Genomic DNA, 26033 nt, shown 5'->3' on the forward strand with positions numbered 1-26033 from the left:
CCTTCAGCTCCTTTTTAAAGCTTCTTCAGTTCTTTGCCTCAACCATGCCATTTTTTCTGCGATTTTTTTCTCTAAACCACGCGGCACAGGCTGGTAGTAGTCGACGGTTTGCTTTTCCTCTGGAAAGTAACTTTGGCCCGCGGAAAAAGCGTCAGGCTCATTATGGTCATACCGATACCCTTTACCATACTCTAAATCTTTCATCAGATGTGTTGGAGCATTACGAATATGCATCGGCACTTCGTAAGTCGGTTCATTGCTAACGTCCTTGCGCGCTTGGTTATAAGCATTGTAAACAGCATTACTTTTGGGCGCACATGCTAAATAAAGAATGGCCTGAGCAATCGTCAACTCGCCTTCTGGGCTACCAAGTCGTTCTTGAACATCCCATGCATTTAGGGCCAAGGTTAAGCCTCTTGGATCGGCATTACCGATATCCTCACTGGCCATTCGAACCACTCGACGAGCAACGTACAAGGGATCACAACCACCATCAAGCATACGGCAGTACCAGTACAGCGCAGCATTTGGGTCACTCCCTCGAACGGACTTGTGAAGTGCGGAAATTTGGTCATAGAAGTGCTCACCACCTTTATCAAAGCGACGTAAAGACTGAGTGAGCGTCTCTTCTAATATTTTATTGTTAACGACTGGCTGCTGATCATCATCGGCCAGAGCCAACTCAGAGGCTAACTCTAGTATGTTGAGTAACTTTCTTCCATCGCCATCCGCGGCTTGTATTAATATCTCGGTAGCCTCTTCTTCAACCGATAAATTGATAGCTCCTAATCCATGCTCTTGGTCGCTGACCGCACGAGTGAGTAACTTCCTCAAGGCTGAGCTGGACAAGTCTTTTAAAACAAAGACTCTGGCTCGGGATAATAAGGCGTTATTTAACTCAAAGGATGGGTTTTCAGTGGTCGCGCCTATAAAAGTGACCGTGCCGTTTTCAACATAAGGTAGGAACGCGTCTTGTTGTGCTTTATTAAAACGATGAACTTCATCCACAAAAAGGAGTGTTTGCTTGCCTTGCGCCTGGTATTGCTTAGCTTCTTCAACGGCAGCACGAATATCTTTAACACCAGCCAAAACTGCTGAAATGGTAATAAAGTGTGCATTTGAAGTATTAGCAATGAGTCGCGCTAAGGTTGTTTTGCCGGTGCCGGGAGGCCCCCAAAATATCATGGAGAAAGGTTTTTTTGCTTCAATGGCTTGGTAAAGAGGTTTACCGGGACTTAGCAAGTGCTCTTGGCCAACATAGTCCTCAATTTGGTAAGGACGCATTCTGTCGGCCAAAGGGACATAAACGTGTGAATCGTTAAAAAGCTGATCCTGCTGACTCATTAAAAAGTTTTGGTGCTAAGGTTCATCCTTAGCATTGTCCGCGACTTTGTTGCGATTATCAATAACGTCGATGTCTTCAGGAGGACTAAATGCAAAATGGTCACTTGCAAAGCCAGGGTCTAGGTTGATCTCCGAAAACTCAATCGATGTCGTTTGACCAAGGTTATCACTAACTTGCAGTGCAATCAGTTGTTCACCCTCAAACTCCATGAGTAACCGTTCAAACAATGAATCTTCAGCCTTGGAGCTGAGTTGGAATAAGGTGGTATCGTCACGACTCGTAGCGATTTCAGCGACATTGTAGTTATCAACGATATCAACCTGATCTTTTGTTAAAATTGCTGCAGGTGTGGTTTCAAGACTAGCAGTCAGTTCAGAAACATTGATTTGCTCAATGTCACGGTCAAACTGCCATAAGTTCTCACCATCAGCCACAATCTCCTGCTCATACGGATCAACCACTATCCAACGAAATTGCTTTGGACGTTGAAGCTCAAAGTAACCTGATGAACTGTCTAACACCGTATTAAACTCATCTCGGATCTCTTGGCTAAAGCTCGCTTTATAACTACTGATATTCTTTAGTTTTTCTTGCAACTTATGTGCAGCATCAGCCTGAACGTTCAAGCTGGCCACCAACAAGCTAATACCTAAAGTAAGAATCCTAACTGCCTGTTCAAAGAGTGTTTTCATATAAAACCTTTTGAGCCTTTATTAATTATCTACTGTTATACAGCCCTGAGACTGAATTTGACCTTAACATTTAGCAGCAGATAATGAGTATTTTCAAATGATACTTGAGCGTTAGCGGCGCTGTAGATACGCGGCAAAAGATATTTTTCACGCGCAGTTTACAGACAGTAAATGAGCATTGGAAAATATCTTTTAACAAAGTAGCTACAAGTAAGCTAGCTCAAATTAATCCTTGGGAGGTGGCGGCGCTAAAACCTCTCTCGCCCCGTTACTGCCCATCTCAGACACAATTCCAGCGGCTTCCATTGCTTCAACCATGCGCGCTGCTCGGTTATAACCAATCTTCAGGCGACGCTGAATCCCGGAAATCGAGGCCCGACGGCTTTCTGTAACGATGGCTACAGCTTGATCAAACAGTTCATCCTGCTCGCTATCGCCACCGTCCATTCCTGGCATACCCGGTACTGGGACTTCAGAGGTGCCACTGATCACTTCTTCAATATAATCCGGCTCACCACGCATTTTCCAGTCTTCAACCACGCGATGAACTTCGTCATCGTCAACGAAAGCACCGTGAACACGAGTCGGGATATTGCTACCGCCGGGTAAATACAGCATGTCACCCATACCCAGAAGTTGCTCAGCACCGGTTTGATCAAGAACCGTACGTGAATCAATTTTTGACGATACTTGGAAGCCAATTCGTGATGGGATGTTCGCTTTAATCAAGCCCGTAATAACGTCAACCGACGGTCTTTGGGTGGCTAAAATGAGGTGAATACCTGCTGCACGAGCTTTCTGAGCAATCCGAGCAATCAGCTCTTCAACCTTCTTACCTACGATCATCATCATGTCGGCCAACTCATCAATCACAATAACAATCGATGGTAGCTTATCTAAGGTTGGTGGCTCTTCTTCTAAATCATCAGTCGGCTGCCATAATGGATCTTTAATGGGTTCGCCGGCTTTAATCGCGTCTTTAACCTTTTTATTAAAGCCCGCTAAGTTACGAACACCCAACGCAGACATCAAGCGATAACGTCGTTCCATTTCGCCCACTGACCAACGCAAAGCATTAGCCGCATCTTTCATGTCAGTCACCACCTCACACAACAAGTGAGGAATCCCCTCATAAACGCTTAGCTCAAGCATTTTAGGGTCAATCATGATCATGCGTAAATCTTCAGGCGATGACTTATAGAGCATACTGATAATCATCGCGTTCACACCAACCGACTTACCCGAACCCGTGGTACCGGCGACTAATAAGTGTGGCATTTTCGCCATGTTCACCACGACAGGATTACCCGCGATATCTTTGCCCAGCGCCATACTGAGAGGTGACTTTGACTTTTCGAATTCATCGCACGCTAACACTTCACGCAAGCGTACAATTTCACGACTTTCGTTGGGGATTTCGATACCAACATAGGTTTTGCCAGGAATCACTTCGACCACACGAACCGATATGGTCGACAAGGAGCGCGCTAAATCTTTAGCCAGGTTTGAGATTTTGCTAACCTTTACGCCAGGCGCCAGCTCAAGCTCAAAGCGTGTAATCACAGGGCCTGGGTGCACTTCCATCACCTCAGCATCGACATTGAAGTCCTTTAGCTTCAACTCGACAAGACGGGACATTGCCTCCAAAGCTTCCTCAGAAAAGTGATTCTTCGGTGGTTCCGGCTCGTCGAGTAGCTCCATTCTGGGTAAAGGCCCCTCGCCTGCGCCTTCGAACAGCGGCTTTTGTCGTGTTTTCTTTTCGACTTTTGCGCTTGGTGGTACAGACGCTACTTTTGGCTCAATTTTGACCGGCTTACGGGTTTCACGCTTAGTCTTTTCTTGCTTAATAGCTTCTTTGCGCTTAACCACTACCTGCTTAACTTCTTTCTCTTCTTTTTTCTTTTCTTTAAAGGAAGCATACCAATCTTTTAGATTGTTAATGGTAGTAATGGTCCAGCGACCAACGGTATCCATAATTTTAAGCCATGAAATACCCGTAAATAAGGTCACGCCTGATAAAAATAAGGCAAGTAGAATTAGCGTAGTACCATACAAGCCTAATGAGCCAATAATCAGTCCTACGATAGCTTTACCCAAAATACCGCCTGAGAAATAAACGATATCGGTTTGCTGGTGACAAACGTCAAGTCCGGCGATGCATTTATCGCCAAAGTGCTGATATAACAAACCAGCACCAGCAATAATCGCAATAATTAAACCTGCGCTTTTAATCAACCAAAAACTCTTAGGATGAGAAACCTCTTCTTTACGCTCGGCGTAAACAAGGTAACCAAAATAAGCCACCACCAGAGGAATCAAGTAGGCTAAATAGCCAAAAAGATGCAAAAAGAAATCGGCAAACCAAGCGCCACCTTTGCCCGCTGCATTTTGCACAGGCGCACCGCTACCGTTGGTAAAAGAACCGGGATCATTAGGGTTGTAGCTCAGCAAGGCCAATAATAAGAACAAAGCAATAGTGACCAGAATGATCATTCCGCCTTCGCTAAGTCTTTTACGGAGTATGGCTTTCGAATCTAACTGAGTATCTTTTTTCTTTGTTGCTGCTTGTTTTGTTTTAGTTTTACTCAAAATATTATCCTAAGTATTCTCTACCACCATTCTAATCGAAGTTTCAGCTATCTCAAGCATCATAATGCAAAAACGCCAATAAGGCCTTAACAACCACTAGTCGTTTGATTTTTGGTCAGTTACCGGTAATAAGCTGGTCTCTTTAACCTCTTCCATCACCATGTATGAGCGCGAAGCTCTAACCCCCGGTAAGGTGAGTAGCGTTTCCCCAAGTAGCTTCCGATATTCCTGCATATCGCCAACGCGCGCTTTCAATAGATAGTCGAAGTCACCAGAAACTAGGTGGCACTCCAAGATTTCGGGGATATTAGCTACCGCATTATTAAACTCAGTGAACATATGCGGTGAAGTATGCATCAAACGGATCTCTGCGAACACCAGCAAGGAGACAGATAACTTCTTAGGGTTTAGCTTTGCTAAATAGCCTTCGATAAAGCCATCACTTTCTAGTCTTCTGACTCGCTCCAAACAAGGTGTTGCACTAAGCCCGACTTGCTTCGCTAACTCAACATTAGAGATCCGACCATTGTTCTGCAATTCACGCAGTATTCGGCGATCAATTCGGTCTAATATCTGCTTACTGGCACTTTTAACTTTCACAGAATAAAAACACTGTTTTTTGAATTAATAAAGATACTTATACTATAAAAAGCCAAACATTAGCAAATAAAACTGATGAAACAGCACTATAATAGCGATTTTTACTGCCCCAGAAAGGGCTTAATTTAACCGTCAATTTGGAGCTATATTATGTTGATCGGTGTACCTAAAGAAATCAAAAATCACGAGTACCGCGCCGGTATGGTACCTGGCAGCGTTCGTGAAGTTATCGCACATGGTCATGAGGTGATCGTTGAAACAAATGCTGGTAGCGGCATTGGTTTTACGGATGACGATTATGTTGCGGCAGGCGCCACAATTGTTGATACCGCTGAAGAAGTATTTGCTAAAGCTGAAATGATTGTAAAAGTGAAAGAACCTTTAGCAGAAGAGCGCAAGCGTCTGCGTAAAGACCAGATTCTATTCACTTACCTTCACTTGGCTCCAGATATGCCACAAACTCAGGATCTGGTTGATTCTGGCGCTGTGTGTATCGCCTACGAAACGGTAACTGGCCGTACGGGTGGTTTACCACTACTAGCTCCAATGTCAGAAGTTGCTGGCCGCATGTCGATTCAAGCAGGTGCACAATGCCTTGAGAAATCTCGTGGTGGTTTAGGTATGTTGCTTGGTGGTGTTCCTGGTGTATCACCAGCCAAATGTGTCGTCATTGGTGCTGGTGTTGTCGGTAGTAACGCAATCCGCATGGCAGTAGGCTTGGGCGCACGCGTTGTGGTTCTTGACCGTAATGTTGATGCCCTCCGCCGTGTAACCTCAGAGTTTGGTTCACGCGTTGAAACGGTATTCTCAAGTCAAGAGTCGCTTGAGCAAGAAGTGACTACAGCAGATTTAGTTATCGGTGGCGTTCTGATTCCTGGCGCAGCAGCTCCAAAGCTTGTGACTGAAGAGATGGTTAAAAACATGAAGCCAGGCTCAGTTCTGGTTGACGTAGCGATTGACCAAGGCGGTTGTTTCGCCACTTCAAAAGCGACAACACACGCAGAACCAACTTACATTAAGCATGATGTAGTTCATTACTGTGTCGCTAATATGCCTGGCGCAGTGCCACGTACTTCAACATTCGCATTGAATAACGTGACGCTACCTTACATCATCACTATTGCCAATAAAGGTTATCACGAAGCATTAGCGCGTGATCCACACTTATTGAATGGTCTTAATGTATACAAAGGCAAAGTTACTGAGAAATCAGTCGCAGAGAACCTAGGATTTGAGTATGTCGATCCTAAAGATGCTCTAGAAATTAGTTATGACACGCTATAATTAGTGCCCATAAAAAAGCCGCTCATTGAGCGGCTTTTTTTATATCTTTATCAAAGCAGCAAATACCATAATTACCACAATAATAAAGAAACTTGTGGTTAAAACCTTATACTGCGGTTCTTTCTCATACTGCCCTGAGTGTTGCTCAGAATCATCACCATCATTGTCATCAAATAGCTCAGCGTCTTCTTCATCGACAAATGCCGCATTCCCCCATTCATCAATAATCGACTTGGCATCTTCAAGCTCCTCATCATTAACCCACACCTTAACGTTACCCATTGCAGCAGCTTCTCCAACAGCTCCTTGCATGTGGGCTCCGCGAACTTGCGCAAAAATACCGCTATTATTAAGTAGATCTGATATGAGCTGTGCATCTATGGCATCATCAGCGTGATAAGCTATTTTCATGATTTCTTTGGTTATTCTATGACGTTGGGTTATTGAGGTTATTTATAACATAAAAAAGCCACTCGGATGAGTGGCTTTGAGTATGCACCTTATTACAACACGCTGAGTACCCCTATTTATCAATAGTGACACTGTAGTTGCCAGCTCCTGAATACGAGTAAACAATAACTCGATAATAGCCAGCGTTAGCACTGTAGTTAATACTCTCCACAGAGGTCGGTGTTTCAGATATAGCCACCTGAGACCAGCCATTACCGTTCCAGCGCTCAAGCTTGATATCAAAGTCTGAACTGCTTGGCCCCGTCATATCGACCGATATAGTACCACCATTATAGTAGAACCAGCTCCCATCAGGCTCAATAGCACTGCCGCCATTATTGAGATAACCTGTGTAGGTATCACCACCACCTGGAGGGGTTGCAGACACACCATAGTTGTATACATTTGACCAAGCGCAATACTTTTGCCCGCCTCTTTCTAGCCAAAAATAGTTACAGTCACCGTCATAGCTATCACGCCCCGTATCGACCTTGTAGCCAGACAGTTTAATCCCGTCTAAATGATAGAACTGACCGTTTCGCTTTAAAGAAAAGTGTAGATGTGGGCCACTCGATTGGCCTCCATTACACAAGGCTTGGTTGTAGCTATCAGCATAATTAGCAATTTTAGCATTCCGATTAACACTGGTGTTACTACCGTACTGAATATTTTCAAGGTGATAATAAGTTGTAGACCAACCATCATCATGGATCACTTCCATGAAACATGATGAGTGATACTTCACTGTGCCAGGTGCTGCCGCAGTTACCCAGATATGATTTAAGTTATCGCCCCAGCGACCACCGTCATTAAAGTCTAACGATGATTGCGGGTAACTACCACTACCAGTATTGGTATGAGTACCACCGTTACGCCACGTTTCACCGACCAGATAAGGTAATTGAAAGTAATTGTCGATATTAGCAATTTTCGACTGGCTCGCAGTGGTGGCCTTGACTTGATAATCGGCATTGCCAAACAGTTTATTGTAAGTTTGGCCGACCGCTATCACGGCTTTACTGTGTGCCGTTTCATTGGGCTTCAACGCTTGGTCTGCATTTGAGCTGTATTTTGGCAACAAAATCGCCTTAACGGCTTTAACTGCATCGCGGTCGGTTGTCAGTTTTTCATTAATTCCGGTATCGGCGAACGAGTGTCCTTTATAGAACTCTACAGCCAACTTTGAACTGATATCTTCCACCTGCTGACGAAAACCGACTTTACTGGATAAAACACCAAAAGGACGATCCAGTTTCGCCACGGTTTTACTGTCAGTAACAACACCGCTCTCTTGCTCCATTAGAGCTATAAGCAATTTAGGGCTAATTGACGAATACCCTGCATAATGGGAGATCACTTCAGCATGCTCCAATAAATGCGGAGCTTTTTCTTGCAAATAACTTTCTAGATCGAAGTTTAGCATTTCGTCATAATCATAGACGATTTGCTGCTTGGTTAAAGCATCATTAACGGCTTGTGTGACTTCTGTTTTATTGTCAGTTACCGCGATCGATGTTTTTGTATATGCTTCACTTGCTGGTGTGTAGGTGCCGATAGCTATAGCACTAACCAGCCCTAAGCTGATATAGACATGTTGTAGTTTCATTTTACCCCCTAAAATGTAAAGAATGAGTCCAGCGACGCTAGACTTTTTGCAAAATTACATAAAAGTCAGTAATAGAAAACATTTTTTGGCCATCTAGATGTTAATAAGTCTGATTTTGAGATATGTGTATATTTTGTACAGTTTGATACGGATTAGATATTTCTAAATATTGCGAATGCAACAATATAGTTACTAAAAGAGAAATGAAATTGATGGATTAAGTGAAGACATAAAAAAAGCCGCTCATTGAGCGGCTTTCTTAGAAACGTTTAAAGTATATAATTATACTTTAGTAACGTTAGCAGCTTGAGCGCCTTTAGGGCCTTGCTCGATTTCGAACTCAACCTGTTGGCCTTCTGCTAAAGTTTTGAAGCCGTCACCTTGAATAGCGCGGAAGTGTACGAATACGTCTTCGCCAGCTTGCTGCTCGATGAAACCAAAACCTTTAGACTCGTTGAACCACTTAACTGTACCAGTTACTTTTGACATGATATTTCTCCAAAGCTAATTTGCTTAAAAATTAATGTTTGCGTCGAAAACCCCCTATGGGTCACTAACGCGGGTGTTACTGAGATAAAAACGGCATTAACTTAGATAACAAATAGCGGTGGTACGACAGTAAGTGATTCAAAGTCTGTACTTTTTAGCACTCGGGTGTAGCATCGAACATATGTATCTTTCGTGTTAGCTGTTATTTTAACCAGCGTGTGTAGAATACTATATACACAGGGGAAGTAAAGTATTATTTTGTAGATTCATGCAACTGTCACTATTTTAATATGACTGTAAAACTCTTTTATTTTCATGATCCTATGTGCAGTTGGTGCTGGGGGTTTGCACCAACGTGGGAGCGCCTGCAAGCACGCTTAACTCAAGAACTCGAGTATAGCTTAAATATTGAATATATTCTTGGTGGTTTGGCCCCTGATAGCGACCTTCCCATGCCTCAAGAGATGCAGGAAACCCTACAAAGCTACTGGCGACATATCGAAACATTGTTAGGCACCCAGTTTAACTATGACTTTTGGACCAAATGCCAGCCGAGACGTAGCACCTACCCTGCCTGTCGCGCGGTACTTGCCGCTAGCCAACAAAACCATGAAAAACACATGATTCGCGCCATACAGGAAGCCTATTATTTAAGGGCTATGAACCCATCTGATACCTCCACACTGGAGCAATTAGCTCGTGAACTTGAACTTAACACCGAACAATTTGCACGAGACTTGCGTTCCCCAGAGACCGAGCAATTACTTAAGCAACAAATTGAGCAATATAGAAATCTTTCAGCAAACGGCTTCCCTTCCTTAGTGCTAGCCTTTGATTCAGAGCTTATTCCTATAGCAATCGATTACCAGCGCGATGAAACCATGTTTGCTATGATAAAAGACACCCTAAAAGAAAAACTTAAGTAATGTATGGCTAAAGCAGACAACAAAACCAAACCTACACAGCAGTCGGTCACAGATTTTTTAAATCAAGTCGAGCATAAGCAAAAGCGCACTGATAGCTTCGCTATTCTGGAAATGATGAAAGCGCAAACTGGCTTAGAGCCTAAAATGTGGGGAGATAGCATTATCGGCTTTGGAGATTACCGGTATAAGTACGCCAGTGGGCGTGAGGGTGACTGGTTTTTAGTGGGCTTTTCGCCCAGGAAACAAAACCTAACGCTTTATATTATGGCAGGTATCAACCAATACCCAGAACTACTGAAAAAGCTAGGTAAGCATAAAACCAGTAAAGCCTGCTTATACATTAATAAACTAGCGGACGTTGATACATCGGTTTTAGAGGATATTATTAAGAAATCAGCGCAATATACGGCGAAGCATCAGTCTGGATGCTGATGCCTGAAAGAATTAGAAGCTAGTGTGCTTTACGCTCAAGTTCATTATCCGCAACTTGGCGCAATAAAGCATCGAACCAAATTTCTTTGACTTTTTCCGCGTCCAATCCGTATAAAGAGGCATCATTCGCAACCTGTTGGATCACTTCATCGATGTCTTTATCCGTTTCATAGCTCTTGTCAAACGTATCGTTGTTCATAATTCGCACAAATATCTGGTGTAGATTTAGAATAACTCTAATTTGCATCAAGGGCAATGCATATATGCATTAATTTACATTTTAACAACCTTGAACTCCCTCCTCTATGACTCCATAGAGTATGGTAATCAATTAAAGGTTTATTTATTGCTAACAAATACCTACAATTTAGCCCAAATTGTCATAAATATTTTAGAACTTCGGAGATAACGACCTATGAGCGATACGCGCCATATAAAGTGCTTAATTCTTGGTTCTGGTCCAGCAGGATACAGTGCCGCTGTTTACGCAGCACGTGCGAACCTCGAACCAGCCATCATCACAGGCCTACAGCAAGGTGGTCAGCTAACCACAACCACTGACGTTGATAACTGGCCTGGCGATAACGAAGGTGTTCAAGGGCCTGACTTGATGATTCGCATGCAAAAGCACGCTGAGCGCTTCGGGACGGAGATGATCTTTGACCACATCAATGAAGTGGACCTAAAGAACAAGCCTTACACTTTAAAAGGCGATAGCGGTACTTATACCTGTGACGCTTTAATTATTTGTACAGGTGCTTCTGCTAAATACCTTGGCCTTCCTTCTGAAGAAGCATTCATGGGTAAAGGGGTTTCAGCTTGCGCAACTTGCGACGGTTTCTTCTATAAGAACCAAAAAGTTGCCGTCGTTGGTGGTGGTAATACGGCAGTCGAAGAAGCACTGTACTTGTCTAACCTAGCCAGCGAAGTTCACTTGATTCACCGTCGGGATGAGTTGCGTGCAGAAAAAATTCTACAAGACAAGCTTTTCGAGAAAGCTGAAAACGGTAATGTCGTATTACACTGGCACCGCACCTTGGAAGAAGTTGTCGGCGATGACATGGGTGTTACCGGCCTACGCATGAAAAGCACTAAAGACGATTCCATTGAAGAGCTAGAATTACAAGGCGTTTTCATCGCCATTGGTCACAAGCCAAATACCGATATTTTTGAAGGTCAGCTTGAAATGAAAGATGGTTATATTCAGGTACAAAGTGGCTTAAAAGGTAATGCAACGGCTACGTCTGTTGAAGGTGTATTCGCCGCGGGCGATGTTTCAGATAACGTCTATCGCCAAGCAGTGACCTCTGCCGGTACCGGCTGTATGGCCGCGCTAGATGCTGAAAAGTTTCTTGACCAGTAAGCTGAATCCGTAATGTAAAAAGCCCAGCAAACGCTGGGCTTTTTTATGACTTAATAAAACAAGCTATTAAGCGTATTGCTTGGCCAATTTCATCCAGCTAAGTTTTTGCTCTTCTAACTTAAGTTTGAACTGCTCATAGTTTTCGATAAGGTGCTTCTTCTCTTCTGCAATCTCATGAGCAATATCAGCTTTTTTAGCTTCAACCCAAGCTTTCTTGGCTTCATAGAACTCAGTCATATTAAGCACCAGCTTGTCATATTCATCGTGTAGCTTTTGCATAATTTCTTCAGCGTTCGGCAAGTGAGCTGTTTTCTCTTTTGCCTTGAGTAGTAACGTTTGAGCTTTCGCACGCTCAATTTTATCTTTTGGTACAACTTTCAAATTCTTTGTGATACCAACCCAGCTAAAGGCTTTAATCCACCATTTTGATGGGTCAAAGTGCCACCAGCTAATGCCGTTGCGATAATCATACTGAAACTTGTGGTGGTAGTTGTGATAACCCTCTCCACCCGTTAAAACGGCAAGGACAAAATTGTCACGCGCTGAATTTTCTTCAGTATAAGGACGTGAGCCCCAAATGTGAGCTAGCGAGTTAATAAAGAACGTTAGGTGATGTGACCATACTAAGCGGAACACACCCGCTACTAACATCATCTCCCAGAACATGCCGTATGCAAGTCCTAAAATCGCAGGGATCAAAACATTCAGCGCGACACTTAAAATCCAATAATACTTATGTTGAAACATTACGATAGGATCACGCTTTAAATCTGGGCAACGGTCGTATTGCTCATCATAACGCGCCTCGTTGCGGCGTTTTAAAATCCACCCAATGTGTGAGTGCCAAAAGCCTAAGCTCGCTGAGTAAGGGTCTTTCTCATCATGATCAACATGTTTATGATGTATACGATGATCCGAAGCCCAGTGCAAAGCACTATTCTGTAAAGCTAAACAGCCACCAAACGCTAAAAATCCACGTAACAAGCCATTCGCTTCATAGGCTCGGTGTGACCATAATCTATGGTAACCCATAGAAATAGATGTACTTGAAAATAGCCAAAGTCCTGTAGCCCACAGCCATGTAGACCAGTGGAAACCATATTCGAAACCATACCAAGGTACGACGGTTACTGCGATTAGAAAACTTAAGCCAAAGAAAATGATATTCGTCCAAATAGGACGGCCTTCTTGCGTAGGTTGCTGATTCGGTTGCTGTTCAGAAACCGATTTTGATACTGACATTTACTTACCTCTTTACTACAGCGTACACTTGTACGCTAAAACTGAGCACAGTATAACGATAGATCAGAGCTTTTGCAATCCAGCGTACAGCTGTACACTTAAGCCATTGTTTTCTATACTAGGAATACTCTGCACCTATAAATACTACATGATGTCTGGCACTCGCGCACTACAGAAAGAGAAAACTCGTCAAGCTATTATTGAAGCGGCTTTTGCCCATTTATCAGCCGACCATAGCTTTTCAAGCATGAGCCTACGCGAGGTCGCACGCGAAGCAGGCATTGCTCCAACCTCTTTCTATCGTCACTTCGACGACATGGAAGCGCTGGGCTTAACGCTGGTTGATGAATCCGGCGTAACCTTGCGAAAACTGATGCGTAAAGCACGCAGTCGCATTGAACTCAACGGAAGCGTGATTCAGACATCAGTCGACACTTTCATGGAGTTTGTTGAGAAAAATCCTAACATCTTTAGGTTACTGCTTCGTGAAAGAACCGGGATTTCACCGGCTTTTCGTGAAGCCGTCGCGCGTGAGATAACACACTTTAAAGAAGAGTTAAGTGACTATCTAGCTCAAGAGTCGGGGTACACGGACGATCAAGCTTTTACGTTAGCAGAGGGGTTAGTCACTCTAGTATTTAACGCAGGCGCGGAGGCGTTGGATTTAGAGCCCGCTGAACGTAGCGCGCTTAAAGAGCGCACGACCATGCAGTTGCGCTATATCACTTATGGTGCAAAAGCCGTACACTTTGGTGGTTCACAGCAAGGAACCGTCGACGCTAACTAAAGTACTCTTCGACTTGCTGACAGACATAATTAAGTTGTTCACTGGTAACGTCTAAGTGCATTACCCAGCGCATCGTTTCCCCAGCTATAATCCGCACGCCCTTTTGTGCTAAGTAATTCGCAAGTCCTTGTGCAGTGTCTGCTGTAGTTTTAATAAAGACCATATTAGTCTGTACCAAATCAGGCTTTACCGATAAAGCATCATATTGCTCCAAACGATCGGCCAATATTTTAGCTTTGGCATGGTCTTTAGCAAGGCGCTCCACATGGTTCTCTAACGCATAAATACCAGCAGCGGCCAGCACGCCCGCTTGACGCATACCACCACCCACCATTTTCCTCCAGCGACGCGCCCACTTAATGGTATCTTTATCGCCACATAATACTGAGCCCACTGGTGCACCTAAGCCCTTTGATAAGCATATTGAAACTGAGTCAGCGTATTGAGCCAAGTCTGTTAACTCACAGCCGAGAGCCACCGTGGCATTAAAGGCTCTAGCACCATCCAGGTGTAAGCCTAACCCTTTTGACTGAGCAAAGTCATATGCTTGTTGCATATAGTCAAGGGGGATCCCTTTACCGTTATGGGTATTCTCTAAACACAACAGCTTGGTTCGTGCGAAGTGATAGTCGTCTTTTTTTATAACAGCGGCCACTTTATTCAAATCCAAAGTGCCATTAGGCTCAACTGGAACGGGTTGAGGCACTATGCTACCTAATACCGGCGCCCCGCCCGCTTCATAAAGATAGGTGTGATAATCTTGCCCTACGATGTATTCTTCACCGCGTTGACAGTGCGCTAACAAACCAACCAAATTCGACATGGTTCCAGAAGGAACAAACAAGGCATCAGCCTTTCCTGACATTTCTGCCATCAAGGCCTCCAACCGGTTTACCGTAGGATCATCATGAAACACGTCATCGCCAACCGCGGCCTTAGCCATAACTTTGCGCATTGCTTCAGTGGGTTGAGTCACAGTATCACTTCGTAAATCAATCATGATTGCCTCTTGTTGTTATAGTTAGGTTGAAATGGTTCTATTTGCTTAAAACCTTTAAAAGATGGTCTGACTATAATTGACTCTAGCGACATTTAAAAGCTGAAATCAAAAAGTGACTTTATTCAAACGTCTATGTTAGATTTCTCTAATAAAAACAATTGAGTTACAATGACAGAACATAAAAAGAAATCACCATAATATGAAATCGCCACCAACAGATACTGAACAAAAAACACCGTATGAGCTAGATGACCACCTGCCCTACCGCATTGCAGTCATCAGCAACATCTTACAATTAGGTCGAGATATAGCCATACGCAAAATTACCGACCTTGGCTCTAGGGAGCTTCGTGTTTTGCTCAATGTCGGCACCTACTCGCCGGTTTCAGCCGCTCAGATCGCTTTCCAGACAAAGCTCGATAGCTACACAGTGAGTCGTGGCGTGAAAACCCTGCTCGGCAAGAAGCTAATAGATAAGCGCTCTTTACCAAATAACAAAAAAGAAAAACTACTCTACCTTACCGACAAGGGCCAAGAGCTATATCAGCAAGTCACCGATAGCCTACAGCAGCGTGACGAACAGCTGGCATCGTTCTTAACACCAAAGCAGCGTCAAACATTAACGGACAACTTAAAAAAACTTGAGCTACAAGCGGTGGAGTTGCTGGCTCAGCACGCCCTCAACGAGCAAGATGCCGGCCACGAGATTTCGGGTGATCAAAAAGAAATTATTCGCTGGTACAATAAATTGGACTAAGCTTAACGTTTAGTCCAACCTTTAACACCTCATACCCCAGCCTAAAAAGCAGTCACTCAATAAATTCAGCGATGTCTTCTAATGGCTTCTTGATAGTTGCGTGTACTGGTATCGTCGCACCTTCTGCAGGATAGCCCGTGACCAAAAGAATGTAGGGGCGTTCAGACTTTGGGCGATCACAAATAGTATTCAAAAAACCCATCGGTTTAGGTGTGTGCGTAAGCGTCGCAAGACCACTGGAGTGCAATGCATTAATCAAAAACCCCGTAGCAATTCCAACCGACTCCGGCACATAATAATTCTTTCGTTGCTCTCCTGCGTGAAGCCCACCTTTACGCTGAGCAAAAATAGCGATCAACCAAGGTGCTGTTTCTAAATACGGCTTATGTGAGTCAGTCCCCAAGGGCTTTAATGCATCAAGCCAAACTTCACCACCTTTTCCATCATCATAAAAAGCTCGCTCTTCCTTTTCAGCATGAACTCTCACCTCTTTTTTAGCCTCAGAACTGCCAATGACACTAAAAAACCACGGTTGATGATTGGCACCACTAGGAGCTGTCCCAGCAGCCTTAAGGCAATTCTCAATGATTTCTCTCGGTACAGGCTTCTCGGAAAACTCTCGAACGGTATGACGACGCTTAATTTCATCATAAAACTGTTTAGAGCGAGCCTTCATCTCTTCCGGTGGGTACTCTTTATAATCAGGTAGGATAATATTGTCGTGTTCCTGCATCTTGTCTCTCTCTTATTTCTTCTAGTAAACAAATACTATCAGTTATTTATGCAATTGCAACAATATAAAGCAGGACGGGAGTTATATCCAACCAATAAAAAAGGCGCCAAACGGCGCCCTTCTTAAAAGCTAACTGATATTAATCGATAAGCTTCAGCGCTTCGTTCAAAATATCACTAGGACGCATAGCATCCGAAGCTAGCTTGTCATCGGGTGAATAGTAACCACCGATGTCCATTGCTTGGCCTTGAACGCCATTTAGCTCTTCAACAATAGCTTGCTCTTTGCTGGTCAACTCTTCAGCAATCCGAGCGAATTGAGACTTAAGTTCAGCATCTTGATCTTGCTTAGTAAGCTCCTGCGCCCAATACATTGCTAAATAGAAGTGGCTACCACGGTTATCAAGCTCATTCACTTTACGTGATGGGGATTTACCATTAAGCAACAAAGCTTCTGTAGCTACATCAAGAGTATCCGCGAGCACTTGTGCTTTCTTATTGCCATTTTTTTCAGCCATGTGCTCAAGCGATACGCCTAAAGCTAGGAACTCACCCAGCGAGTCCCAACGCAAATGGTTTTCTTTAACGAATTGTTGAACGTGCTTTGGTGCAGAGCCACCAGCGCCCGTTTCGAACAAGCCACCGCCGTTCATTAAAGGAACTATCGAAAGCATCTTAGCACTCGTACCCAGCTCAAGAATCGGGAACAAGTCAGTTAAGTAATCACGTAGTACGTTACCCGTAACAGAGATTGTGTCTTTACCTTCTTTGACGCGCTTTAATGTAAACTCGGTCGCTTCAATTGGCGCTAGAATATGCAACTCTAAGCCATCGGTATCATGATCTTTCAAGTATGTTTCTACTTTCTTGATCAACTCTGCATCATGGGCACGATCTTTGTCTAACCAGAACACCGCAGGAGTATTCGATAAACGAGCACGGTTTACTGCGAGTTTTACCCAGTCTTGAATCGGCGCATCTTTTACCTGGCACATTCTCCAGATATCGCCTTCTTCAACCTTGTGCTCAAGCAAGGTATTACCTGAAGCATCTACCACACGAACCGAGCCATCACCGGCCATTTCAAATGTTTTGTCGTGTGAACCATACTCTTCCGCTTTTTGCGCCATTAGACCAACGTTTGGAACAGTACCCATCGTCGTTGGGTCAAAGGCGCCATGTTCTTTACAGAAGTCGATAGTTGCCTTATAAACGCCAGAATAACTGCTGTCTGGAATAACGGCTTTAGTGTCTTTCGTGCCACCATCAGGCCCCCACATTTGACCCGAATTACGGATCATTGCAGGCATTGAAGCATCAATAATCACATCACTTGGAACATGAAGGTTGGTAATTCCGTTATCAGAATCTACCATCGCTAGCTCTGGGTTTTGCTCATAAACAGCTTTAATATCCGCTTCAATCGCTTCACGCACATCCTGAGGAATTTTATCTAAGCTACTGATTAAATTACCAAAACCATTATTAACATTAACGCCCGCTTGCTCTAGCGCTGGCGCATGCTTTGCGAACACATCTTTGAAGAATACTTTAACGCCATGGCCGAAAATGATTGGGTCCGAAACCTTCATCATGGTCGCTTTCATGTGTAGCGAGAATAAGACGTCTTGCTCTTTAGCATCAGCAACTTGTTCTTCCAAGAAGCTCACTAGAGCTTTTTTGCTCATAACCGATGAATCAATCACTTCACCTGCTTGTAATGGGAAAGCGGGCTTTAGTTCAGTCACGTCACCATTTTCAGCAACAAACTCAATCTTAACGTCAGTCGCTGCGTCTAAAGTTATCGACTTCTCATTCGAGCGGAAGTCACCTGACGTCATGCTAGAGACATGTGATTTTGAGTCAGCAGACCAAGCACCCATTTTGTGTGGGTTTTTCTTAGCAAAGTTTTTAACTGCTTTAGGTGCACGACGATCAGAGTTACCTTCACGTAAAACAGGATTTACCGCACTACCTTTAATCTTGTCATAGCGAGAGCGAATATCACGCTCTATGTCCGTTGAAGGACTGTCTGGGTAATCTGGTAATGCGTAGCCTTTATCTTGCAACTCTTTTATCGTTGCTTTCAACTGCGGGATAGAGGCGCTAATGTTTGGTAACTTGATAATATTCGCGTCAGGTTTTTTAACCATTTCGCCAAGTTGTGCCAAAGCATCTGGAATACGCTGCTCTTCTTTCAAGTATTCTGGGAAATTAGCGATAACACGACCAGCGAGGGAAATATCACTAGTTTCGACACTGATGCCAGCGGCTTGAGTGAAAGCTTCAATAATTGGCAAGAATGACTTAGTCGCCAATGCTGGCGCTTCATCAGTGTGAGTATAAATAATCTTTGATGTTGTCATACAGTTTCCTAAGGTCTTTGCAATCCAAACTGATTACGGTAAGCCCTCTATTGGCATTACCTTTATGAATGAAGTGCGCGACATTATACGCGAAAACAAAAACTCCTGCATGCTCAATAGATTAAAGTTTAAACACAATAAGTATGAAAATGTCAGCATAAGTCGTTACAATGCATGCACACTGTAAAACTGTATAATTTTCGAACAATCATGAGCCAGTTGGTTTTATTTAACAAGCCGTTTAATACCTTGTGTCAATTCACAGGCGAGCCGGGAGATTCAACCTTGGCAGACTACATGGACATCCCTAAAGTCTACCCTGCTGGACGATTAGATAAAGACTCCGAAGGATTACTGTTATTAACTGACGATGGACAACTGCAACACCAAATCGCTAACCCTAAAAAGAAAATGGCGAAAACCTACTGGGTTCAAGTTGAGGGTGCCCCTAACGAAAAGGATCTGGAGCCCTTGCGCCACGGCGTGGAAATCCAAAAATACACCACAAAGCCAGCTAAAGTGAAAATAATAAAAGAACCCAACGTTTGGCGTAGAGACCCGCCGGTGCGAGAGCGCAAAAACGTGCCTGACACTTGGTTAGAGCTCACCCTTAAAGAAGGAAAAAACAGGCAAGTCAGACGCATGACCGCAGCTATCGGCTTCCCGACTTTGCGGTTAATAAGAGCCCAAATCGGGCCTTGGGGTTTGGAGGGGTTAGCTCCAGGTGAATACAAGGTCATCGATGTCGAAGCCCCTAAAGCGTCTGCCTTTAAGTCCCCACATAAACCCAGCAAAAGGTTCAGTAAAAGCCGTAAATAAGCTATGATACGCGCTTAATCTCATCAGGTACCCCCTATGTTACCAATCCATGTAACCGTTGCCGCCGTTATTGAGTCTCATGGCAAATTTCTAATGGTTGAAGAGCATACCTCAAACGGTGGTATTGCTTTTAACCAGCCAGCAGGACACCTCGATCCAGATGAAAGTATTGAACAAGCCGTCATACGTGAAGTCAAAGAAGAAACTGGATTAGACTTTGAGCCTGAAGGGTTAGTTGGAATATACACATTAAACCCTGCAGGGAACGGCAATTATTATCAGCGCTTCTGCTTTACTGGCTCGGTTAATGGTAGCCTTGAAACTGCACCACAAGACCCCGATATTATTGCTGCGCATTGGATGACCTTAGAAGAAATTGTGGGTTGCCTAAATGCACACCGCAGCGGATTAATTGTAAAGTGTTTACAGGATTACCTAAGCGGTTACCGCTACCCGCTGGATGCTTTACATTACAGTGGTGACGAAGACTTATTACAGCAACAAAGTTTAAACTTTTTGCACGACCATCTATAGAGATATATGACTACAGACACAAAAGCACCTGAAGAAACAAAAGTTATCGTGGGTATGTCCGGCGGTGTAGATTCATCAGTTTCTGCTTACCTATTAAAAGAGCAAGGCTATCAAGTTGAAGGCCTGTTCATGAAAAATTGGGAAGAAGACGATGATACTGAGTACTGCTCGGCTGCCGAAGATTTGGCAGATGCCCAAGCGGTCTGCGATAAAATTGGTATTAAACTTCGAACCATCAACTTTGCGGCTGAGTACTGGGATAATGTCTTTGAGCACTTCTTAGCCGAATACAAAGCCGGTCGAACGCCTAACCCCGATATTATGTGTAACAAAGAAATTAAATTTAAGGCATTTCTTGATTACGCGACGTTACTAGGCGCTGACTATATCGCTACCGGACATTATGTTCGTCGTGGTGAAAAAGACGGCAAAGCAACACTGCTACGAGGGTTAGATAACAATAAAGATCAGTCCTACTTCCTTTATGCTGTAGGACATGAACAAATCGCCAAAACCCTATTCCCAGTCGGAGAGTTAGAAAAGCCTGAGGTTAGGCGTCTAGCAGAAGAGCAGGACTTAGTAACGGCTGAGAAGAAAGACAGTACCGGTATCTGCTTCATTGGTGAGCGTAAGTTCACAGATTTTCTTCAACAGTATTTACCTGCTCAACCCGGTAATATTGAAACACCAGAAGGTGACGTTATTGGTCAGCATAACGGCTTGATGTATCATACCTTAGGTCAACGAAAAGGGCTTGGTGTCGGTGGTCTTAAAGACGCACCAGAAATTCCTTGGTTTGCCGCCGAAAAAGATTTAGAGCGTAACGTATTAATCGCCGTTCAAGGGCATGACCACCCTCTTTTAATGAGTCAGTCGCTTAATGCTAAGCAGCTAGACTGGGTCGCCAAAGAGCCCCCTGCGAATGAATTTCGTTGCACCGCCAAAACCCGCTACAGGCAAGAAGATGTACAGTGTAAAGTTAGCCGCGTAAGCGATGAAGAATGGCTGGTAGCGTTTGATGAGCCTCAACGCGCTGTCACGCCTGGCCAATCCATAGTATTTTATGATGACGATATCTGCCTTGGTGGCGGTATCATAGAAAGCACTCAACGATAATATGACACACTATAATTTTTCAGATTCAGTAATAGCCTTGGCTGGCATTTGTCAGGCAATTAGTTGCGTAAAGGATATTTCCAAAGATGGACAAGCAGATCAAGTCGATGTGGAAGTGATGCTTGAGAGTTTGCTGATAACAGAGTCAGATAGTACTGAATCCATTTATAATAGCCACAAATACTTAACGACTGGTTTGAACATTTTAATCGACTTATTGTCAGGACCGAAAACGGATGCTGACTTAAGTCGTTACCTCGTTAGCGTCTTGAGCTTACAAAAGCGCTTCTCAAATGATAGCAATATGCAGAAAGTCATGGCTTCTAGAATAACTCAGGCCAAGAGAATGTATGAATATCAGGAAAAAATTGATCAGGATTTAATCGAGCAACTTGCTCATATTTATAAAGACACCATTTCGACTTATCCGACAAAAGTTCAAGTGACTGGAAACAGTCAATATTTGCAGCAAGCTGCGAATCAATCAAAAATTCGAGCTCTACTACTTTCGGCCATAAGAAGTGCTGTTCTTTGGCACCAAGTTGGTGGTAAAAAGCGTCATTTTTTATTCTCTAAAGCCAAGATCATTGATACTGCTAAAGCTTTTTTAGCTTAACTTAACGACTGCATGAGTGCTCATTCATCTAAAGAGCACTCATAATCCTCAACTTTCCAAACATAGGGTTCCCAATACTCACCATTTCGAGTTTTTTGCCTTTTAGACTTTATCAACTTACTCCCCAAATAGTACTTCTTATTTGGTTTTACATAAAAGTTAATGGTTTTACTTCTTGGGTATGCTCGGTAACTCTTTGATAACGAGAATCCCGTTTCAGAGACTGGTATCTCCTCAAAAATTTTCAACTGATTCATTCCTGCGCGAAGCGTGTATGACAAACCACTTCCAATAACCCTGTCCCCATTAATTTTTGCAATGCGCGCTGTAAATAAAAACCAAGAAGCAGGCGGATCATAAATCGTTGTAATGGTTCCGCAATCTCCTTCGTTATATTCAGGTCTTTCCTTTACGCTCATACTCCAGCTAGGGTTAACGATTGGTATTATAGTACCCCTAAGCAAGGCACGGCGGCCTCCTCTTAATACATCTAATTTAAAGTTATCGCCAGGCTTTAATTTGACCGATGTCAGTTTATTACTAAACTGAGAGTCTTCATTAAGACTAATGCCCTCGATAATATCTCCTATTTGAACACCCACTTTTTTTGCATTACTATTTTTTTTCACACTTAAAACTTTGTTATTACTATCGACCGTAACTCCAAGCTCAGTGCTAACTCGAGCTACTTTGCTCAAATCAAGATCAAGTACGTTTCCCTCTCGTGACTCTAGCTTATATATCTCGCTGAGCATATAGTTAATACGCCCTTTTAGTTTTTGAAGTAGAGCAATAGACTGTTGAGATTGAAGGTTCATTGAAAGTCGCTTTGAACTGGTCGTTTTTATTGTCGTTCCTAAAGAATCTTGAGTTGAAGAGTAAAGCTGCCACTTTGGTACAAAACTGGACTCTATCTGTTGAGCAAAAGTGAACATATCCCCATTTCTCAAAATTATAATTTCAAGTTCATCGCCGTGAGTAAACTGGGCGGAGGAAAGGTTCTTGTCAAAACTTTTTCCATTAACTTTAATACTGGTTATCACATCTCCTGCCAATAACCCCATGGATTTTGCAGCACCATCTGCTGCTACGGATAGAACAGTGTCGGTTGAAGGCTCAATAACCATACCCATTCGCACAAGTCTTCCATCAGTTTGTGATAAATAAACAGTCCAGTCCCCTTGAGACTCGATTTCTGCGATACTATTTAATGTCCCTGATATGTCCTCACGTATATCATTTAATAATTGCTCGCTTTTGTCGTTTTTAAGTGTTCCCGCATGACTATTAGCAACTATAATCAACGTGAGTAAATAAAAAGCTGCTTTAATGGCACTCTTCATACTAAATCCTAGCTACAAGCGTTTCTGACTCGTAAATCGACTTAAGGCTTTTAACGGCATTAACTCTTTGTCTCCACAATGAATTGACCTCAGAGTTAAAGTTTCCATTGTTGCTTATGTAATACTGATTGAGCTTCTCATCAATCAGTTCGACTTCTAAGCGTAACCTTATAAAAGCTGCAAATTGTTTTGCATCAAGACTATACTCATCATACATCGCCAACTGCTTCTCAAGTTTATTCGAAGAAGCAATTAACTCGGACAGCTCTTGCTTCCCTGTCGCTGACTCGTTAATTGAATAACCATTAAAAATAGAGGCGATACCAATAGACAGGACTACTGTTGCCGCAATTAACCAACGAGAGAGTTTTATTCCTAACGGACCTCTCGCCTCCTCACAATAGTCATCTAGGTTACGTTGAAAAATACGGTCTTGATCCGTTGACGGTTGCTTAACTTCCAAGCTTTTTGCAGAGACACTAATTTTTTCTCGAATTAAAGAATCATCATGTTCATTCATGCGGCTCTCCCACTTGCTGACCACTATAACGTGGGTCTTGGGCTAAAGACTTTAAGCTTTTCATTGCTCGACTAAATATGATTCGTGAGTTTTGTTCACTAATCGCAATAGTTTCTGCAACTTCTGAGTGACTAAGTCCCTCAACTGCATAAAGCCAGACAACAAGGCGTTCTCTTTCGTTTAAGATGCTTAAGAACTGCTCCAAGTCCCAGCTGGGACTATTAAGGCTACCGAGGATGTCGTCCTCCGAATACTCAAATTCAGACTCATGACTGATATCGACAAGTTTTTTATTAGCTCTAATAATATCTATGACAGTATTGTAAGTGATTCTCTTTATCCAACCATTAAAAGTTTTAATATTAGACAAGTCTTTAATTGAGTTAATGACTTTTAACATAACCGTCTGTAACACATCATTGGCTCTATGTTCGTCTCGCAACATCTGAAACGCTAAGTGGAAAATGGGCCCCTTATAAAGATCATAAATTTGCGTTAAGGCAAACTTATCTCCTTGTTGAGCTTTGTTGATGACCTTCTTTGGACAATTCTGATGAAAAGACAAAGTAATTCCACTTAACCATTTATATATAAGACGAGTCTAGTTTAACGAATGTGACAAAAGTAGGCGTTATTTAAGTAACAATACAATTTGTATAAAAATCGCCTGAAGGGGCTTTTATCCACCGAAGAGTTTGACCGTTACCTATCACACTTTGAACTAGCACTTTTTCACTCTTATCCTTAATAAAACATTTTCGGCTATACGGAGAAAGGTTTTTCACGCTTATGTAGTTCTTTCCAGAATCAACTTTAAGGAGAATTTGATAATCTCTCTGGTGATAATCTTTCCAGACCTCAGCTCTTTTTGCCCATTTCATACAATTATATTTCAATCTTCCTGACATATGGCCGATGTACTTGAGTTCTGTTGTAGCTCTAGGTTTCGCATATATGGTATTGGCTCTAGAGCCATTAATGGTGTTGGTGCAACGAATGGTATAGTCGCTATAGTTTCGGATCTGTCCTTGCCAGTCATTACATAACCCGCCAGTTTTATAAGAAAAACCATCATAAGAGTCAACTTCATAGTCAGCTTCTTTCAAACAGGTTCGTTGGCCTCCCATACCAGCATTAACCTCATCCATTGCGCGCAAAAATGCATCTGAGCAACCCAGTGTAAAAAAACATAAAAGACAAGTAATGAAACCTCTCACCATGACACCCCTACTAAATGTGATATAATTCACAAATATAGTAGCCAGTGTATTCTATAAAGTCTAGGTAATATAATAAAAAAGCCCCTGGAATCAGGGGCTTGAAGTAGTAGTTTCTTACACAGCAGCTGGCCATAGCCATGTGAATGTTGCCGCTATGACCACACTATATATTATGGCATCAATGAGATACTTAATGGTCACTTTCCAAGGGTGACCGAACCATATACTGTAAGGTATAGAAGCCCAGCCGAAACCAAAGAAGCCTACGACGAAAAGTAATTGAAAAATTTCCGAGGGCACTGCACCCTTTGTCAAAGCAAAACAACCTATAACCCCCATTAAAAGACTGCCCAACACAAAGAATATCAGCTGTTGAGTCAACAGCTTTCCCATAGGTGGGAGACCATTTTCCATAACGGTAACGATAGCAATAGGTCCTTTTTTGAAACGAGCCTGAACGGCTGGATCATTCATCTCATTAAAGTCGGCGCAGTGCGGTAGTGTGTAAAAACCAACAGCGTCACCAGACTTGTCTATAGCATCAGAAATACCGCCTTCATCATTCAATTTCTTGTAATCGGTATTGTGATACTTAACTACCATATGAATTAAGGCACTGGCAATCCAAGCAAATAAGCCGCTTAATAAAATTGGCAACCATAACTCTAACAAACTCACACTCATATACGACCCTCCATATAATTCCTACTTTAATATAACACAAAATATGAACTTGAAGAGTGACAAAAACTAACTTCCAGATTTTGCTTTCAGTGTGCACCCTCACCAGCCCATTAAAGTGAATATAGGTGCTTCCCCATTCACGGGTAGCAAAGTTTTTCATCTCGGGAAGAGTAAATAGCTTGTTTCAAAGTGTTCTTTATCCAGGACATCTGGTTAAACGTCATAAATTGAAAGCATAAAAAAACCCCAACCTAACGGCTGGGGTTTTCAGTATAAGCGCTTGGCGATGACCTACTCTCACATGGGGAAGCCCCACACTACCATCGGCGATGAGTCGTTTCACTTCTGAGTTCGGCAAGGGATCAGGTGGTTCCAACTCTCTATGGTCGCCAAGCAAAAATGTTTGGATATTGACCTAAGTCTTATAATTTGGCAGAAGAAGTTTTAAATCTGTAAGATGTTGCAGTATTCAACACGCTTTGTTTCTTTGTTTGCTGACTTACATAATCCCAAAACTCTTG

27 protein-coding genes and 1 rRNA gene are annotated in these 26033 nt (G+C 42.9%); 10 read left to right on the forward strand and 18 right to left on the reverse strand.

The annotated features are described in order from the left end of the window. Positions 1-3: 3 nt before the first annotated feature. The 4 genes from TQ33_RS06015 to lrp form a co-directional block, all read right to left on the reverse strand. Positions 4-1344, reverse strand: a complete 1341-nt coding sequence (locus TQ33_RS06015; protein WP_046561253.1) for a replication-associated recombination protein A — start codon at positions 1342-1344, stop codon at positions 4-6. Between the two features lie 15 nt (positions 1345-1359). After that, a complete protein-coding gene (gene lolA, locus TQ33_RS06020; RefSeq protein WP_046561254.1) occupies positions 1360-2037 on the reverse strand; it encodes an outer membrane lipoprotein chaperone LolA in 678 nt (225 codons plus the stop codon). A gap of 225 nt (positions 2038-2262) precedes the next feature. Then, complete coding sequence (locus TQ33_RS12055) at positions 2263-4626, reverse strand: DNA translocase FtsK (RefSeq protein ID WP_084616933.1); 2364 nt, start codon at positions 4624-4626, stop codon at positions 2263-2265. A 96-nt stretch (positions 4627-4722) separates the two neighbouring features. Further along, a complete protein-coding gene (gene lrp, locus TQ33_RS06030) occupies positions 4723-5226 on the reverse strand; it encodes a leucine-responsive transcriptional regulator Lrp (RefSeq protein WP_046561255.1) in 504 nt (167 codons plus the stop codon). Positions 5227-5376: 150 nt separating this feature from the next. On the opposite strand from lrp, the gene ald reads away from it, so the two are divergent. Continuing rightward, a complete protein-coding gene (ald, locus tag TQ33_RS06035; RefSeq protein ID WP_046561256.1) occupies positions 5377-6510 on the forward strand; it encodes an alanine dehydrogenase in 1134 nt (377 codons plus the stop codon). A gap of 39 nt (positions 6511-6549) precedes the next feature. On the opposite strand, the gene TQ33_RS06040 is transcribed toward ald, so the two are convergent. From TQ33_RS06040 to TQ33_RS06050, 3 genes are all read right to left on the reverse strand, one after another. After that, complete coding sequence (locus TQ33_RS06040) at positions 6550-6921, reverse strand: putative signal transducing protein (protein WP_046561257.1); 372 nt, start codon at positions 6919-6921, stop codon at positions 6550-6552. 112 nt (positions 6922-7033) lie between these two features. Then, positions 7034-8566 carry a M23 family metallopeptidase gene (locus TQ33_RS06045; RefSeq protein WP_046561258.1) on the reverse strand — a complete coding sequence of 511 codons (1533 nt, stop codon included), beginning with the start codon at positions 8564-8566 and terminating at the stop codon, positions 7034-7036. A gap of 282 nt (positions 8567-8848) precedes the next feature. Then, the gene (locus TQ33_RS06050) at positions 8849-9055 is read right to left on the reverse strand and encodes a cold-shock protein (RefSeq protein WP_046561259.1); all 207 of its coding nucleotides are present in this window, start codon (positions 9053-9055) and stop codon (positions 8849-8851) included. A 290-nt stretch (positions 9056-9345) separates the two neighbouring features. Between TQ33_RS06050 and TQ33_RS06055 the strand changes: the two genes are divergently transcribed. Both TQ33_RS06055 and TQ33_RS06060 read left to right on the forward strand, forming a co-directional pair. Continuing rightward, positions 9346-9981, forward strand: coding sequence for a DsbA family protein (locus TQ33_RS06055; protein ID WP_046561260.1), 636 nt, complete (start codon positions 9346-9348; stop codon positions 9979-9981). A gap of 3 nt (positions 9982-9984) precedes the next feature. Continuing rightward, on the forward strand, positions 9985-10413 hold the full coding sequence (locus TQ33_RS06060) for a DUF1801 domain-containing protein (RefSeq protein ID WP_046561261.1): 429 nt from the start codon (positions 9985-9987) through the stop codon (positions 10411-10413). A 19-nt stretch (positions 10414-10432) separates the two neighbouring features. Here the strand turns inward: TQ33_RS06060 and TQ33_RS06065 are convergent, their stop codons facing one another. After that, positions 10433-10612, reverse strand: coding sequence for a hypothetical protein (locus TQ33_RS06065; RefSeq protein WP_046561262.1), 180 nt, complete (start codon positions 10610-10612; stop codon positions 10433-10435). Positions 10613-10828: 216 nt separating this feature from the next. Here TQ33_RS06065 and trxB point away from each other — a divergent pair, with 216 nt between their 5' ends. Beyond that, positions 10829-11776, forward strand: coding sequence for a thioredoxin-disulfide reductase (gene trxB, locus TQ33_RS06070; RefSeq protein WP_046561263.1), 948 nt, complete (start codon positions 10829-10831; stop codon positions 11774-11776). 66 nt (positions 11777-11842) lie between these two features. Here the strand turns inward: trxB and TQ33_RS06075 are convergent, their stop codons facing one another. Continuing rightward, positions 11843-13018: an acyl-CoA desaturase gene (locus tag TQ33_RS06075; RefSeq protein ID WP_046561264.1), complete on the reverse strand. Its 1176-nt coding sequence runs from the start codon at positions 13016-13018 to the stop codon at positions 11843-11845. A gap of 151 nt (positions 13019-13169) precedes the next feature. Here TQ33_RS06075 and fabR point away from each other — a divergent pair, with 151 nt between their 5' ends. Beyond that, complete coding sequence (gene fabR, locus TQ33_RS06080; RefSeq protein WP_046562342.1) at positions 13170-13805, forward strand: HTH-type transcriptional repressor FabR; 636 nt, start codon at positions 13170-13172, stop codon at positions 13803-13805. Here fabR and ltaE read toward each other — a convergent pair. After that, a complete protein-coding gene (ltaE, locus tag TQ33_RS06085) occupies positions 13798-14805 on the reverse strand; it encodes a low-specificity L-threonine aldolase (RefSeq protein ID WP_046561265.1) in 1008 nt (335 codons plus the stop codon). The two genes, fabR and ltaE, sit on opposite strands and share 8 nt — an antisense overlap. Positions 14806-15004: 199 nt before the next feature. Between ltaE and TQ33_RS06090 the strand changes: the two genes are divergently transcribed. Next, positions 15005-15562, forward strand: a complete 558-nt coding sequence (locus tag TQ33_RS06090) for a MarR family winged helix-turn-helix transcriptional regulator (RefSeq protein ID WP_046561266.1) — start codon at positions 15005-15007, stop codon at positions 15560-15562. Positions 15563-15614: 52 nt separating this feature from the next. Here the strand turns inward: TQ33_RS06090 and TQ33_RS06095 are convergent, their stop codons facing one another. Continuing rightward, on the reverse strand, positions 15615-16295 hold the full coding sequence (locus TQ33_RS06095; RefSeq protein ID WP_046561267.1) for a nitroreductase family protein: 681 nt from the start codon (positions 16293-16295) through the stop codon (positions 15615-15617). A gap of 139 nt (positions 16296-16434) precedes the next feature. Beyond that, positions 16435-18660 (reverse strand): NADP-dependent isocitrate dehydrogenase, encoded by a 2226-nt coding sequence (locus TQ33_RS06100; protein ID WP_046561268.1) that lies wholly within the window; start codon positions 18658-18660, stop codon positions 16435-16437. Positions 18661-18870: 210 nt separating this feature from the next. On the opposite strand from TQ33_RS06100, the gene TQ33_RS06105 reads away from it, so the two are divergent. From TQ33_RS06105 to hflD, 4 genes are read left to right on the forward strand one after another with little or no spacing between them, the layout of a single operon-like run. After that, the gene (locus TQ33_RS06105; protein WP_052735223.1) at positions 18871-19479 is read left to right on the forward strand and encodes a pseudouridine synthase; all 609 of its coding nucleotides are present in this window, start codon (positions 18871-18873) and stop codon (positions 19477-19479) included. Positions 19480-19515: 36 nt separating this feature from the next. Further along, on the forward strand, positions 19516-20013 hold the full coding sequence (locus TQ33_RS06110; RefSeq protein WP_046561270.1) for an NUDIX hydrolase: 498 nt from the start codon (positions 19516-19518) through the stop codon (positions 20011-20013). Positions 20014-20019: 6 nt separating this feature from the next. Then, a complete protein-coding gene (gene mnmA, locus TQ33_RS06115; RefSeq protein WP_046561271.1) occupies positions 20020-21129 on the forward strand; it encodes a tRNA 2-thiouridine(34) synthase MnmA in 1110 nt (369 codons plus the stop codon). 1 nt (position 21130) lies between these two features. Then, positions 21131-21745: a high frequency lysogenization protein HflD gene (gene hflD / locus TQ33_RS06120; RefSeq protein WP_046561272.1), complete on the forward strand. Its 615-nt coding sequence runs from the start codon at positions 21131-21133 to the stop codon at positions 21743-21745. A gap of 20 nt (positions 21746-21765) precedes the next feature. On the opposite strand, the gene TQ33_RS06125 is transcribed toward hflD, so the two are convergent. The 6 genes from TQ33_RS06125 to rrf form a co-directional block, all read right to left on the reverse strand. Continuing rightward, positions 21766-23088 (reverse strand): PDZ domain-containing protein, encoded by a 1323-nt coding sequence (locus TQ33_RS06125; protein WP_046561273.1) that lies wholly within the window; start codon positions 23086-23088, stop codon positions 21766-21768. Position 23089: 1 nt separating this feature from the next. Then, complete coding sequence (locus tag TQ33_RS06130) at positions 23090-23608, reverse strand: hypothetical protein (protein WP_046561274.1); 519 nt, start codon at positions 23606-23608, stop codon at positions 23090-23092. Beyond that, entirely contained in the window at positions 23601-24173 is a 573-nt protein-coding gene (locus TQ33_RS06135; protein ID WP_046561275.1) for an RNA polymerase sigma factor, read from the reverse strand. The genes TQ33_RS06130 and TQ33_RS06135 overlap by 8 nt, the downstream gene beginning before the upstream one ends. Positions 24174-24243: 70 nt before the next feature. Then, on the reverse strand, positions 24244-24828 hold the full coding sequence (locus TQ33_RS06140; RefSeq protein ID WP_046561276.1) for a hypothetical protein: 585 nt from the start codon (positions 24826-24828) through the stop codon (positions 24244-24246). 114 nt (positions 24829-24942) lie between these two features. Continuing rightward, complete coding sequence (locus TQ33_RS06145; RefSeq protein WP_046561277.1) at positions 24943-25512, reverse strand: hypothetical protein; 570 nt, start codon at positions 25510-25512, stop codon at positions 24943-24945. A 278-nt stretch (positions 25513-25790) separates the two neighbouring features. After that, positions 25791-25906 (reverse strand): 5S ribosomal RNA (gene rrf, locus TQ33_RS06150). Positions 25907-26033: the final 127 nt, after the last annotated feature.

It is taken from the genome of Kangiella geojedonensis (assembly GCF_000981765.1).
In the GTDB taxonomy this organism is placed as follows: Bacteria; Pseudomonadota; Gammaproteobacteria; order Enterobacterales; family Kangiellaceae; genus Kangiella; species Kangiella geojedonensis.